The sequence below is a fragment of the Streptomyces sp. NPDC000410 genome (genome assembly GCF_040300305.1).
In the GTDB taxonomy this organism is placed as follows: domain Bacteria; phylum Actinomycetota; class Actinomycetes; order Streptomycetales; family Streptomycetaceae; genus Streptomyces.
In genome coordinates this window covers 39,319-52,938 of the sequence record NZ_JBEPDM010000020.1, presented here as the reverse complement: position 1 = coordinate 52,938, position 13,620 = coordinate 39,319, and the positions used below count along the sequence as shown (strand labels likewise).

The following is a 13,620-nucleotide window of genomic DNA, read 5'->3' as shown; positions in this document are numbered from 1 at the left end:
TCCGTGTGGTCCGGCATGGGACGGCGTCACGCTTAAATACGAAGATCATCTACCAAATAAGGGAGTAGCCATGCTCTCCGAGCAGTCCACCCCGGTCGTCCGCGCCACGCTGCCCGCCGTCGGTGCCGCCATCGGCGAGATCACCCCGCTCTTCTACCGGAAGCTGTTCGGCGCCCACCCCGAGCTGCGACGGGACCTGTTCAACCGCGGCAACCAGGCCAACGGAGAACAGCAGAAGGCGCTCGCCGGCTCCATCGCCGCCTTCGCGAGCATGCTCCTGGAGCGCCCGGACGAGCGCCCGGACGCGCTGCTCGGCCGCATCGCCCACAAGCACGCCTCGCTCGGCGTCACCTCCGACCAGTACAAGATCGTCCACCGGTACCTCTTCGAGGCGATAGCCGAGGTGCTCGGCGGTGCCGTCACCCCCGAGGTGGCCGCCGCGTGGGACGAGGTCTACTGGCTGATGGCCAACGCGCTGATCACCGTCGAGGCCCGGCTGTACCAGGAGGCCGACGTCCCCGAGGGTGAGATCTGGCGGCAGATGGTGGTCACCGGCCGGCACGAGGAGACCCCCGACGCCGTCTCCTTCCTGCTGCGGCCCGCCGACGGCAGCCCGTCCGGTGCCTTCCGCCCGGGCCAGTACGTCAGCGTCCAGGCCGAACTCCCCGACGGCGCACGACAGATCCGCCAGTACAGCCTCTCCGTCGCCCCCGGCCGCCCGGACTGGCGCATCACCGTCAAGCGGGCCGGAGGGGGCGCGCGGCCCGAGGGCGAGGTCTCCGCCTGGCTGCACGCGCACACGCGACCCGGCGACCTGCTCACTGTCTCCGCCCCGTTCGGAGACCTGGTCCTGCCCGACGGTGCAGGCCCGCTGCTGCTGGCCTCCGCCGGGATCGGCAGCACGCCCATGCTGGCCATGCTCGACCACCTGGCCGCCGCCGGCGCGCCCCGCTCCTCGCGTCCGACGACCGTCCTGCACGCCGACCGCAGCCCCGCCGACCACGCCCACCGCGAGGAGCAGCGCCGCCTGGTGCGGGCGCTGCCGGACGCCGCCCTGCACCTCTGGTACGAGGCGGCGGACCCCGCGGGCGACGGGCTCCCGGACGGCGCGCGGCTCGGGCAGGCCGACCTGGACGCGGTGCCGCTCCCCGAGGGCGTGACCGCCTACCTGTGCGGTCCGCTGCCCTTCATGCGCGCGCTCCGCGGGGACCTGCTGCGCCGCGGCGTCCCCGCGTCGGCGATCCACTACGAGGTCTTCGGCCCGGACCTCTGGCTGGGCGAGTAGCCATGTCACTCGTACGTGGGGCGGAGCCGCTGTTCCAGTAAGGCTCCCGTTCCCGCCACTGGAAAATCCGCCCATGGGCACTGGTCGGCGGACACGGCGGGTTGGTCTGCTCTATTTCGCGCTGGCGGTCGGCGGCATGGCAGGTGCCGTGGGCGTCGCCTTCCGTTTCGACCTGCGGGTGGCCGAGACGGCAGCCGCTCTGCTTCCGTCCGTAGGCGGTCTGTACCTGTCCTGGGCGGCCTTCCAGGCCGATCGAAGGGAAGCGGCCGACGGGTACGGCGTCGCCCGGATCGCCGACCGGCTGGCGGTGGCCGTGCGGGGTCAGTGGGAGTCCGAGGCCCGGGTGCGGCGGCTGAACGACCCCTATCCGCTCCCGGTCTCCTGGCAGGCGGCCGATCCGCGGTTCGGCGAGTCGTGGGCCCTCCTGCGGGAGATGGCCGGGCACTGGCCGTCCGGCCGGTCAGCTCCTCCTTCCGGCTGGGCCACCGGGCCCGTCGGACTGGCCGGGACGGGCGGGGAGATCGCCGAGGTGTTCCTGGAACGGGTCCCGACCCGCCGCCTCGTGGTCCTCGGCGGCCCGGGTAGCGGCAAGACGATGCTGCTGATCCGCTTGATGCTGGCCCTGGTCGCCGAGCGGGCGGAGGGAAGCCCCGTACCGGTGCTCTTCCCGCTCGCCTCGTGGAATCCCGCGGAGCAGACGCTGGAATCCTGGATGGCGGAACGGCTCGCGCGTGACTACAGCGGTCTCGGCGCCCCCGCCGCGGGGCATACGGCTCCTGCGGGGTATGCGGCTCCCGCGGGGCATACGGATCGCGCCGGGCAGGTCAGCCACGCCCGAACACTACTGGAGCACCGGCTGATCCTGCCGGTCCTCGACGGGTTCGACGAGATTCCGGAACCGTTCCGAGCCGTGGCGCTGGACGCGATCAACGCCGCCCTGCCGCCCGGCCAGCCTCTGGTGCTGTCCAGCCGGGTGACGGAGTACGGGGACACGCTGGCCCCGGCCCACGGGGTCCCGGTCAGGCTCTGCGGCGCCGCCGCCGTGGAACTGGTCCCCTTGGCCGCGCCGGACATCGCCGACTATCTGAGACGGGACGCCGGCGGCCAGGACACGGCGGCGGCCTCCCGCTGGGATCCGGTGATCCGGCTGCTCGGCACCGACGCCCCCGTGGCACGCGCGCTGACCACACCGCTGATGCTCTTTCTGGCCAGGACGGTGTACAACCCCCGGCCGGGAGAACACACCGCCGTCCTGCCCACGCCCGAGGACCTGTGCGACCCGGGCCGCTTCCCCGACCCCGCGGCCGTCCGGACCCACCTCTTCGACGCGTTCGTCCCCGCCGCCTACCGCCCCCATCCGCGGTATCCGTGCCGCTGGTCCGCCCAGCAGGCCGAGCACGCCCTGCGGTATCTGGCACGACACCTGCAACACACCCTGGGCGGTACCACCGACCTGGCCTGGTGGCAGGTACGCCGCGCGCTGCCGCCCCGTATCAACCAGGTGGCGACAGGAGCTGTCCTCGGCGTCGTGGCCTGGACCGCCGCCACCGTGGTGGGCAGGCTCACGGCACTGCTCGCCGGCCTCGACACCGGGTGGCAGACGGGCCCGCCCGCGGCCATCGTCGCGGGCCTCGCCGGAGGGATCGCGGTCGGAATCCCCCATGGCCTCGCCGGGAAACCGGCTGATCTCGCCACCCCGGTCGGTCCGGCCGCCCTCCTGGAGCAGGACCGAAGGATCTTCCGCAGACTCTGGATCGCCGTCGGCCTCGCGGTGGGCGCCGCGTTCCTCCTCTGCTACGGCGTCGAATACGTCGTACAGGGCGGCCATCCCTACGGTCTGGGCCGGGGGCCACGGACGGACAGGCGATCTCGATGAGTCCGCCCCACATCCTCGACCGCGGCCTCGCCTACGGACTCACCGTCGGCCTCGCGGCGGCGCTCGGCCACAACGCCTGGTGGTACTACACCCTCACCCGCTACCACCTGGCGGCGCGGCGACACCTGCCCCGGGACCTGACCGCCTTCCTCGTCGACGCCCACGAACGACGCGGAGTACTGCGCCAGGTGGGAACGGTCCACCAGTTCCGTCACATCGACCTGCAGCACCATCTCGCCGCCCAAGGACGGTCTCAGGCGTCCGGAACGCCGCGCCCGCCGGTGCCCTGGCCGCGCTTCCCGCTCTCGCCGGTACGCGAATGCTGAGCGGGTGGTGCCGCGGGACGGCACATGGGCGCGGCAGGCGTCCGGACGCCCGTGGGTAAAATGGGCGCACGCTTCGACACCGCCGGGGCCCGTACCGAGGAGTACGGGCCCCGGCGCGTTCCGGGCGCCACACCGAGGAAGGTTCCCCCATGAACGCGAAGCCGCCGGCCGAGTCCTTCGAGGCGCTCGGGCTGCCACCGGAGCTGATGAAGACGATGACCGGCCTCGGGGTGAAGCAGCCCTTCCCGATCCAGGCGGCGACCCTGCCCGAGGCGTTGGCCGGCCGCGACGTCCTCGGCCGTGCGCGGACCGGCTCGGGCAAGACGCTCGCTTTCGGGCTGGCGCTCCTCGCCCGGACGGCAGGCCTTCGGGCGGAGCCGAAGCGGCCGCTCGCACTGGTTCTGGTACCGACCCGGGAACTCGCGCAGCAGGTGGGTGACACGCTGGCGCCGTACGCGCAGGCGCTGAAGGTGCGACTGGCGACGGTGGTCGGCGGGCTGTCGATCAACCGTCAGTCGGCGCTGCTGCGTGCCGGCGCCGACGTGGTCGTCGCGACGCCGGGGCGGCTGGCCGACCTGGTGTCGCGACGGGACTGCCACCTGAATCAGGTGCGCATCACGGTGCTGGACGAGGCGGATCAGATGTGCGACCTGGGGTTCCTGCCGCAGGTCTCGGAAATCCTGGACCAGGTCCGTCCCGACGGCCAGCGACTGCTGTTCTCGGCCACGCTCGACCACAACGTCGACCAGTTGGTGCGGAGCTACCTGCACGACCCGCTGCTCGCCTCGGTCGACCGGGTGGCGGGCTCGGTCGGCACGATGGAACACCACGTGCTGAACGTCCACACCGCCGACAAGTACGAGACCGCGACCGAGATCGCCGCGCGGGACGGCCGGGTACTGATGTTCCTGGACACCAAGGCCGGCGTGGACCGCTTCACCCGTCACCTGCGGGCCAGCGGCATACGGGCCGCCGCCCTGCACAGCGGGAAGTCGCAGCCGCAGCGTACGCACACGCTCGCCCAGTTCAAGGACGGTGAGATCACCGTACTGGTGGCCACCGACGTCGCGGCGCGGGGCATTCACATCGACGCGCTCGACCTCGTCGTCAACGTCGACCCGCCGGCCGACGCCAAGGACTACCTGCACCGTGGCGGGCGCACGGCGCGCGCCGGGGAATCCGGGAGCGTGGTCACCCTGGTCACCCCCAACCAGCGCCGCGATGTGAACCGGATCATGTCCGACGCCGCGATCCGGCCGACCGTCACACAGGTCCGCTCCGGCGAGGCGAAGCTGACCACCATCACCGGGGCGAAGCGCCCGCCCGCCGAGGTGAAGACCGGTGGTGGCAACGCCCCCTTCCGCGGCCTCGGCACCCGTCCCGGCCGCCCCGGGAAGGAGTCCCGCAAGGCCGCGGAGGCCCGCAAGACCGCGGAGGCCCGCGCGGCGGCCCGGGTGCGCAAGGGCCGCTGACGCCGGCCGGACCCCCGCCGGAGGAGTACCGAGCCGCGGCGACTGCGTTTCGCGGAGGCTCGGCGGAGGCTCAGTAGTTCTGCCACTCGTGGCGGGTGTACTCGAGCACCGCCGGATCCATCAGAGTGCTCGCCCGTACGTCCTGGGGGCGGCGGTCCAGGGGAAAGACGGTGGCCGCTTCGAGGACGGCGTCGTCCAGGAAACGCAGCGGCGGGGCGTCCTCGGCCAGGCGCAGGGGCGGCGGTGGACCGTCCGCCTTGCCGAGGGTGGCGAGGACGAAGCCCCAGTTGCCGAAACTGGGGACGTCCACCTGGTATTCGGTGGTGGTGTAGTCGGCCTCGTCGATGGTGGTGGCGATGGACCAGTACGACTTGGGGGCGAAGAACGGAGAGCCCCCCTGCACCACCACCCGGCTCTCAGGGTTCAGGACGTGGCGCAGCAGGTGGTAGAACTCGACGCTGTACAGCTTGGCCAGCGCGGCGGTGTCCGGGTCGGGAAAGTCGATGACGACCGCGTCGTAGCGCTGGGTGGCGTCCCGCAGCCAGTTGAAGGCGTCGGCGTTGACGACGGTCACGCGCGGGTCGCTGAGCGCGCGGTCGTTGAGTTCGAGCAAGGGCTCGAAGGTCCGGGCGAGCCGGGTCATGGCCGGGTCGAGGTCGACGAGCGTCACCTTCTCGACGTCGTCGTAGCGCAGGACCTCCCGCAGGGCCAGCGCGTCGCCGCCGCCCATGATCAGTACGGAGGCGCGCCTTCCCGACAGGGCGGGGTGGACGAGGGCCTCGTGGTAGCGGTACTCGTCGACGGAGGAGAACTGCAGGTCGCCGTTGAGGAACAGCCGTGTGTCGGGCTCCCCGGTGAAAGCGGTGGACTGGGTGACGACGATGTCCTGGTACGGCGTGGTCTCGGCGTGGACGACCGGGTCGCGGTAGAGCTGCTGACGCGCGGTGACCTCGATGTCGTCGGCCAGGACGTACACCGTGCCGAGTACGGAGAGGGCGGCGACCATCCCGGTCAGCAGCGCGATCCGCACGGCACGGCGGGTCTCCCGACGGAAGATCCACAGGACGACGACGACGCCGGCCACGGCATTGACGGCTCCCACCACCAGCGCGCCCTTGAGCTGGCCGAAGGCGGGCAGGAGGAGCAGCGGGAAGCCCAGGCCGCCGATCAGCGCGCCGACGTAGTCGGCGGCGAACATGTCGGCGACCGCGCTGCCCGCCTCCTGTCGCCTGATCCGCTGAAGCAGTGTCATCAGCAGGGGAATCTCGGCCCCGATGAGCAGGCCGACGACGAACGAGACCACCACCATGGCCGGCATGTAGACGCGCAGCCAGGCGAACGACACGTACAGGATGAGCACCGAGAGACCGCCGACGAGCGCGAGCAGCACCTCGACGAGGGCGAAAGAGCCGACCGCGCGCCGCTGCAGCGGCTTGGCGGCCAGCGAACCGATGCCCATGGCGAAGACCATGACGGAGATGACCACGGAGGTCTGCATCACGGAGTTGCCGATGAGGTAACTGCCCAGCGCCGTCAGCGCCAGTTCGTAGACCAGACCGCAGGCCGCGCAGATGAACACCGCGAGCAGCAGAAGGAAACGCGCTCCCCGCGAATAGGTCACGGGCGGTCGTGGGGCGACCGGGGTGGGGCGGTCCAGGACGCTGGTGCTCATGGTGTCGTTCAGGAAACCGCGGCGCCGACCATGAAGGCCGTGCCGATGTACATGGCTGCCTGGACCCAGGCGGCGGGATGGGGCCGGTCACCGTTGTCGTCGAGCACGGCGGCACCCAGGCGGCCGGGGGTCAGCAGACCGACGACGAGGGAGATCAGCGTCATGACGGCCACTCCGGCGAGGCCGTACAGCAAGGTGCTGAACAGACCGAGGCCGAGTCCCAGCTCGGACTCGCTGGCCCTGATGGACTGTTCGATGACGAGGCCGATGGCGATCGTCTGGCCGGCGAGGAGGACCGCGGCGCCCCGGTTGCGCTCCGTCCACACCACATGGAAGAGCTTTCCGGGGGTGACGAGGTCGAGGGCGATGAAGCCGACCGCCATCACGACGAAGCCGACCAGGCCGTAGAGCAGGGCGATGCCTGCCGACTCGAAGATCTCTGCCACGGGGGTGCCTTTCGGGGACGTCGTCGAGGAGCTCGGGTGTGGGTGTGAGGGGCGTGTGCGGGTGTACTGCGGTCGGTCACTTGCCGGAGCCGGGGCCCCCGCCGCGGAACGCGTCGCTGTTCGGATCCGGCCACGCGGACCTGATGTTGGACTGCCAGCGGTAGTAGCCGCTGCGGTAGTCCGCGATCTCTATCAGGCTGCCGCTCAGGTAGGGACTGATGGCGACGATGTCGTCCCGGTAGCGCAGGAAGACCATGCCGTCGTCGTCGATGCGGTCCCGGGAAGCGGTGTGGCCGTGGATCTCCTGCGCGACCTCGGACGGTAGGTCGCTGCTGTCGGCGTAGTCCGCACCACTGGCGGTGTATTCCTGGCGGATCCAGCTGGACGGCACGGCGTTGCCCTCCTCCTCCGGATCGCTGGAACATGCGGCGAGCGCCACCGTGGCGAGGAACATCACGCTGATGCGTCGGGCGGTCTTCATCGGGCCTCCAGCCGGGTGTGTGTCGCCACGATCTGGCGGCTCTGCGGGTAGGTGTGCCAGGTGCGCCAGCTCAGCCCCGTGCCGTCCCGGTCGACGGTCAGTGCGGTGACCGCTTCCGGGGAGCCGGGGAAGATCCCGTACAGCGCTCGGGGATGGTCGTCCGACCGGCTGCGGATCCGTGCCACCTGTGTGCTGAACTCCACTGCGGAGAAATGCTGGACGCGGGCGCTGAAGTGGTAGTTCCAGTCATCGAAGTGCTGCGCCGCCGTGTCCGGCAGGCCCCCCTCGACGCCGGGCAGGCAAGCCACCGTTTCCCGGACCGGCCCCGCGAAGACCTGATGGGAGGCGCCCAGGAGCCTGAGCTGCACGTCGAGCCCGCCGACCTTCAGGTCGCGTACGGCGAGTGCCTCGCGCGCGGGACGGCCGAGCGCGAACGAGAGCTGGTCGGCGTCGGTGTCCAGATACGGGGTCGTGAGTGCTATGCCGCTCATGTCGCGCGGCCCGGGCAGTTGTCCGGCGCTCCGGAAACGGAGCGATCGCCCGGCGTAGTCGTCCGATTCCGGAAGGAAGCCACGATGGTGGGTACGGCGCCGCGGACGGCAACCTCGAGCTTCAACGATGATCCCCCGACTTCGGAACGTGCAAAGAGCGCCGCCGAGTATGGCACAGGGCATGAGCGCCCCTGCGAGGGGGAACGTATATGCGATCCGGGTCGAGTCACCCGGACGGTTCGCACGCCTCCGCGCTCGAAGGCGGCGTCGCGGTCGTCGGTCGAGAAGCTGACACCGCGAGCCCGGCCTGATCCGCCGGACAGTCCTAGGGGGTGGGCTTCGGTTCCCCGTTCCTGACCGGTCGCGTGTGGATCTTGGCGACGCAGGGCGGGACGGCGGCGCCCTCGTCATGCAGACGGGCCCGGTACGAGCTGGGGCTCTCGCCGACCAGCTCGGTGAACCGCGAGCTGAACGAACCCAGCGAGGTACAGCCGACGGCGAAGCAGACCTCCGTCACCGTCAGGTCACCCCGCCGCAGCAGTGCCTTGGCCCGCTCGATCCGGCGTGTCATCAGGTAGCTGTACGGGGTCTCCCCGTAGGCGGCGCGAAAGCTGCGGGAGAAATGGCCCGGCGACATGAGCGCGACGCGCGCCAGGGCCGGGACGTCGAGCGGCTCCGCGTAGTCGCGGTCCATCAAGTCGCGGGCCCGGCGCAGCCGGACGAGATCCTCCAACGTCACGCCACCACCATCCCACAGCGCTGGGCGCCGCCGGTCGGTGACCGGCGCCGGGTCCGGCCTCCGGCCGCACCGAGGAGAACGCCGACGTGTCACTGTGGTGCCATGACCATTGAAGTCCGCCCGGCTTCGGTCTTCGGGGACGTCCGTACGCTGGTCGGCCCGAAGTCACCCGGAGCCACCGTCTGCTGGTGCCTGAGCTACCGGATCCCGTCCAAGCTCAACAACGAGCTCCGCGGGCCGGCCCGCGGCGAGTACGTCGCCGAGCTGTGCCGTACGGGACCCCCTCCAGGGGTGCTCGCCTACGACGGCGACGAGCCCGTCGGCTGGGCCGCCGTGGCACCGCGCTCGGACACCTCCTTCGCGCGCAGCCGCAAGATCCCGCACGTCGACGACCTGCCGGTGTGGTCCCTGTGGTGCATCCGCGTACGCCCCGGCCATCGGAAGAAGGGGATCTCGCACGCCCTCATCGCCGGCGCGGTCGAGTTCGCCCGCACCCACGGCGCACCGGCGATCGAGGCGTACCCCCTCGACAACGGTGACGCCAGGGTCGACATGACCATGGCGTACGCCGGGATCCGGAAGAACTTCGAACGTGCCGGGTTCGTCCACGCCGCCGACACCACCTCGGTGCTGGCCGGTCATCCCCGCGTCCTGATGCGCCTCGACCTGCGCTGACCGATCAGCCGGGGGGCGATCCGTGCAGTGCGCCCCTGCCGCGCCCCGGGGGGAGGCGGGCGGCAGGGGCGGGGGCCGGGGTGTGCCGGCCCCGGCTGGAGCGGTGGACTGACTCCCCCCACGGCAGTCGGCCTCCCGGGTCCAGCACTCAGGGATACGGCGCGGTCGCGGCCCGGGTTCGGCGTTCCGGGGAATTTCTCGACGAGCCGCACGGCGGCGGCCGGTTCAACCCGCCTCGCGGTGGGGCGGCGGAGCCGCGGCCGGGCCCCACAGCCGCGACAGCCGTGCCAGCTGCGCCGGACTGTTCGCGCACTGTCCGGTGAACCCGGCGCTTCGTGCCGGCGCGGCGTCCTCGGCGTACGCGTCGAGGCCGGCCTTCGCACGTGCCGTACCGATACCGTTCACCGGTCCGGGGAGCCCGGCCGCGACCGCTGCCGCGATCATGATCCCGCGCTGCCACTGGCGTACCTCGGCCGAGAGAAGAAGCCCCACGGCTTCCGTACCCGCCTCACCCGCCCTGCGCGCCCGCCGCGTGAAACCCGCGGCGGAGTAGCCGAGTCGGCTCACCGCCGGATGGCTGCTGATGGACGCTGCCCGGCTCAGTCCCTCCGCGTTCTCGATCACCGGCACGATCCGGACCGCCGGTGCCCGCTTCGCCACCCACTGAACGTCGTCGGCGGAGCGCACCTCGGGCAGGATCAACCCCTCGCACATTCCGGCGAGTTGGGCCAGCTCGTCCTCGCACGCCGCCGTACCGGCCGGATTTACCCGCAGCCGCAGCTGAGGCGACCTCGACCTCCCCGCCCCGGCGCGCGCGATCTGAACGGTGCGTGCGCACGCCCAGGCCATCGCCAGGTCCTGACCGGATCCGTCGTCCCCGTACAGATCGAGGACGACCGCATCGACGCCCGACCGCACGGCCTCCCGGGCGGCTTCGGGACTGTCCGGTGCGAGGAGCAGATGGACATCGGGAGGGCGCGGGGCGAGAGATGCGGCGGGCGTCGTGCACTCGCCCCGGCGCGCGCGGACCCGCTCGCGGAGGCGGGACGTGGAACGGAGCGGCGGTACGGACATGGGGACCTCCCTCGGAGGGGCGGACGCGCCTCTCGCCGCATTCGGCCGTGGCGCCGCGCCCCGCTCGTCCGGCCCCACACGGGGTACTACGCGGTACGCGGTGACGTACGTCGAAGGCCGAAGGCCGAAGGAGACCGCTGCTCACCGACCGCATTAGACTGGGAGGGTCTACGAAGACACGAAGACCGCTGATGTAGACCGGCAAGATCCGAACCGCTCGTGGATTCGCGACGCAATGCTGTGCGGGCCGGGCGGGCGGACGGATCGCGGCGCATCGGAGCCGTACGCAGGTCTGATGCGCAACGAACGGTCACTCCGGGCCCGAGACCCGGCACTCGTCCCCCCCGTGAAGGGGAAATCCTCATGCGCGCGAACATCTCAAGGATCAGGCGCGTGGCTGTTGCCGTCTGTGCCGCACCCGTCCTCGCCATAGCCGCGGGAGCCGGTGCCATCAGTGCGGCCGCTGCGGGCCACCAGGCATCCACCACCGCTACCGCGCCCCAGGCGGCGCCTTGCCCTGCCGACCCCACCGGCAAGAACTGTCCATCCTCCGGCTGGGGTCCGGGTGCGGGCTGACCGCCCCATGGACTGCGGGGACCGCCCGAACGGGGTCCCGCGTCAGCCAATCGGACCCTCGGGTGCCCGAGCCCCTCGGGCACCCGCTCACTGGCGCGGAGGCGGTGTGAAGCGGTGAGGATCGTGTGCGTGGGGGCGGGGCCGGCGGGTCTGTACTTCGCGATCTCGGCGAAGCTGCGCGACGCGGGGCATCAGATCACCGTCCTGGAACGCGATCCGCCGCTGGCGACGTACGGCTGGGGCGTCGTGTACTGGGAAGACCTGCTGGACGTCCTGTACCGCAACGATCCGGAAAGCGCCCGTGAGGTGAGCGCCAGGTCCGTGCTGTGGCAGGACCAGGAAATCCGCGTGCACGGCCCTCGGGGTGAGCAGACCGCGTACTTCGGCGGCTACGGCTACAGCCTCGGCCGCGCCGCGCTGCTGGAACTCCTGGCGCGCCGTGCGCGGCAACTCGGGGTCGAGATCGCGTACGACCGCTCCGTCGACGACCCCGCCCGATTGCCCGATGCCGACCTCGTCGTCGCCGCCGACGGGGCGAGCAGCCGGATCCGCCAACAACGTCAGAACGCGTTCGGTACCCGCGTCGATCCGGGGCGCAACTACTACATCTGGCTCGGCACGGACAGGATGTTCGACAGCTTCGTCTTCAGCTTCGAGCACACGCCGGCCGGATGGATCTGGTTCCACGCCTACCCCTCGATGCCCGGCATCAGCACCTGCATCGTCGAATGCCCGCAGGAGACGTGGCACGCGCTCGACCTCGGCACCCGCGAGCACGACGAGGGCCTGCGCCTGCTGGAGAAGATCTTCCACAGCGCGCTCGACGGCCATCGCCTGATCAGCAGCGCACGCGGCGCACCGGCGAACTGGCAGCGCTTCGCCCACGTCAGCAACCGGACCTGGTACGACGGCAGCACCGTGCTCGTCGGCGACGCCGCCCACACGACGCACTTCACCCTGGGATCGGGCACGCGACTGGCCGTGATCGACGCGATCACCCTGGCCGACAGCCTCTCCGCGACCCCGGACCTCGGGGCCGCCCTGGACGCGTACGACCGCCGGCGCCGCGCGGCTCTCCACCCGCTTCAGGGGGCGGCACGCAGCAGCATGGCCTGGTTCGAGCAGGCGGATCACTACCTCGACCGCGACGCGGTCGCGTTCGCCCACGCCATGTCGGTGCGCCACGCCCCCCAGGCACCCTGGCAGTACCGCCTGCACCTCGCCACGCAGTACACCGCCGTACGCCGGATACGCCGCGCCTACAGTTCCGGCAGCCGCTGGTATCGCGCCGGGCGGCGCGGCGAGGAAATGACGACCGTCCGTGCCCGCATGCTCGCGTCGGGCGGCGGCCAGGCCGATCCTGCCGTGCCGATCGACCGGAAAGGACCCACAGGACCGGCAGGACCCGCAGAGCCGCCAGGACCGCCAGAGCCCACGGACTCCACCGGACCTGCCGCAGGCCCTACTGTGAACCCGCCCTGACAGGATGCGCGGACCCTGCACCGGGCACGCCGGCGGCGGACTCACCGGCGCCGCGGTCGGCGGAGCGGGCGGGCCGGGCCAGGTTCGCGCTGATCATGGCCGCGGCGCGGCCCACGGCCTCGCCCAGTGAGGCGATCCGCTTGCTCTCCAAGGACGTTGCCGCCACCGCGGCGACCACCTGACCGGACGCGCCGTACACCGGTGCCGCCACGCACGAGAGCGCGCTCACGCACTGTCCGTACTGGAAGGCGAGCCCCTGCTCCCGGGCCCGCGTGGCCTCCCGGGCCCACGCGGCCCGCGACCACCCCTCGGGCGGCTCCGCCTCCGGGGCGGACGCTGTGAGGATCAGCTCGGCAGCGCTCCCGGGCGGGAGGACGACGCCGGAGCGGAGCGGAAAGACGTCGTCCACTTCACTGCGCGTGCTGCCGACGACGAGGGTGTGCCCCGCTTCGGGCACCGACAGGCTGACTCCCGACCTGCCGCTCACGGAGGCGAGTTCACGTAACGGCCGCGCCGAGGCCGCGCGCAGCGCACGTGCGGGGTGCCACGCCTGCCCCAGCCGGAACGTCCTCGGGCCGAGACGGTAGCGGCCCGCGCTGCTCTGCACCGCGCCGAGGGCGACCAGCTGCCCGAGCAGCCGGTGCGCGGTGGCCTTCGGCAGTGCGGCGTCGGCTGCCAGTCGGGTCAGCCCGATCTCGTCGCCGCGCGCGAGCACCTCCATGAGTGCGAACGCGCCCTCCAGTACGCCCCGCCCCTCCGTGCCGGATCTGGCCATGGGCGGTTCCCCCCTTCTCGCACGGGTCCCATCGGTCGGACGGGTCCGTAACTCCCCCTTCGTCCCGGCCCATCAGCGAGAACGGTGTCGCCGTCCTCCGCTTACGCCGGTCCGTTGAACGGACCCGATCATTGCCCGTGCGCCACGAACGCGCCAGTGTGTTGACGCCCAGGGACGGAACGTTTCGGCGACACCCACCGGGAGCCACGGCACTCATCGGGAGCCACGACGCCCGTCCGTCAGGAACCAC

The 13,620-nt window shown here is 71.7% G+C and carries 13 protein-coding genes; 6 read left to right on the top strand and 7 right to left on the bottom strand.

Annotated features, from left to right (window positions below; all coding sequences use genetic code 11):
• Nucleotides 1–70 precede the first annotated feature (70 nt).
• The 4 genes from ABT342_RS20915 (at nucleotide 71) to ABT342_RS20900 (ending at nucleotide 4,959) form a co-directional block, all read left to right on the top strand.
• Nucleotides 71–1,285: a globin domain-containing protein gene (locus ABT342_RS20915; RefSeq protein WP_351575724.1), complete on the top strand. Its 1,215-nt coding sequence runs from the start codon at nucleotides 71–73 to the stop codon at nucleotides 1,283–1,285.
• A gap of 73 nt (nucleotides 1,286–1,358) precedes the next feature.
• A complete protein-coding gene (locus ABT342_RS20910; RefSeq protein ID WP_351575721.1) occupies nucleotides 1,359–3,161 on the top strand; it encodes an NACHT domain-containing protein in 1,803 nt (600 codons plus the stop codon).
• On the top strand, nucleotides 3,158–3,487 hold the full coding sequence (locus ABT342_RS20905) for a hypothetical protein (RefSeq protein ID WP_351575719.1): 330 nt from the start codon (nucleotides 3,158–3,160) through the stop codon (nucleotides 3,485–3,487). The genes ABT342_RS20910 and ABT342_RS20905 overlap by 4 nt, the downstream gene beginning before the upstream one ends.
• A gap of 149 nt (nucleotides 3,488–3,636) precedes the next feature.
• Entirely contained in the window at nucleotides 3,637–4,959 is a 1,323-nt protein-coding gene (locus ABT342_RS20900; RefSeq protein WP_351575717.1) for a DEAD/DEAH box helicase, read from the top strand.
• Nucleotides 4,960–5,029: 70 nt separating this feature from the next.
• Here the strand turns inward: ABT342_RS20900 and ABT342_RS20895 are convergent, their stop codons facing one another.
• The 5 genes from ABT342_RS20895 to ABT342_RS20875 form a co-directional block, all read right to left on the bottom strand.
• Nucleotides 5,030–6,631, bottom strand: a complete 1,602-nt coding sequence (locus ABT342_RS20895) for a polyamine aminopropyltransferase (protein WP_351575715.1) — start codon at nucleotides 6,629–6,631, stop codon at nucleotides 5,030–5,032.
• Nucleotides 6,632–6,639: 8 nt separating this feature from the next.
• Nucleotides 6,640–7,077, bottom strand: a complete 438-nt coding sequence (locus ABT342_RS20890; RefSeq protein WP_351575712.1) for a DUF350 domain-containing protein — start codon at nucleotides 7,075–7,077, stop codon at nucleotides 6,640–6,642.
• A 76-nt stretch (nucleotides 7,078–7,153) separates the two neighbouring features.
• Nucleotides 7,154–7,558, bottom strand: coding sequence for a DUF4247 domain-containing protein (locus ABT342_RS20885; protein ID WP_351575709.1), 405 nt, complete (start codon nucleotides 7,556–7,558; stop codon nucleotides 7,154–7,156).
• On the bottom strand, nucleotides 7,555–8,049 hold the full coding sequence (locus ABT342_RS20880) for a DUF2617 family protein (protein WP_351575707.1): 495 nt from the start codon (nucleotides 8,047–8,049) through the stop codon (nucleotides 7,555–7,557). Before ABT342_RS20880 ends, ABT342_RS20885 begins: the two co-directional genes overlap by 4 nt.
• A 325-nt stretch (nucleotides 8,050–8,374) precedes the next feature.
• On the bottom strand, nucleotides 8,375–8,788 hold the full coding sequence (locus tag ABT342_RS20875) for a helix-turn-helix domain-containing protein (protein ID WP_351575704.1): 414 nt from the start codon (nucleotides 8,786–8,788) through the stop codon (nucleotides 8,375–8,377).
• Between the two features lie 102 nt (nucleotides 8,789–8,890).
• Here ABT342_RS20875 and ABT342_RS20870 point away from each other — a divergent pair, with 102 nt between their 5' ends.
• A complete protein-coding gene (locus tag ABT342_RS20870) occupies nucleotides 8,891–9,463 on the top strand; it encodes a GNAT family N-acetyltransferase (RefSeq protein ID WP_351575701.1) in 573 nt (190 codons plus the stop codon).
• 225 nt (nucleotides 9,464–9,688) lie between these two features.
• On the opposite strand, the gene ABT342_RS20865 is transcribed toward ABT342_RS20870, so the two are convergent.
• A complete protein-coding gene (locus ABT342_RS20865) occupies nucleotides 9,689–10,537 on the bottom strand; it encodes an aldolase/citrate lyase/malate synthase family protein (RefSeq protein ID WP_351575699.1) in 849 nt (282 codons plus the stop codon).
• 705 nt (nucleotides 10,538–11,242) lie between these two features.
• On the opposite strand from ABT342_RS20865, the gene ABT342_RS20860 reads away from it, so the two are divergent.
• Nucleotides 11,243–12,595, top strand: a complete 1,353-nt coding sequence (locus ABT342_RS20860) for an FAD-dependent monooxygenase (RefSeq protein ID WP_351575696.1) — start codon at nucleotides 11,243–11,245, stop codon at nucleotides 12,593–12,595.
• On the opposite strand, the gene ABT342_RS20855 is transcribed toward ABT342_RS20860, so the two are convergent.
• Nucleotides 12,576–13,370 carry an IclR family transcriptional regulator gene (locus tag ABT342_RS20855; RefSeq protein ID WP_351575693.1) on the bottom strand — a complete coding sequence of 265 codons (795 nt, stop codon included), beginning with the start codon at nucleotides 13,368–13,370 and terminating at the stop codon, nucleotides 12,576–12,578. The two genes, ABT342_RS20860 and ABT342_RS20855, sit on opposite strands and share 20 nt — an antisense overlap.
• Between the last annotated feature and the right edge of the window lie 250 nt (nucleotides 13,371–13,620).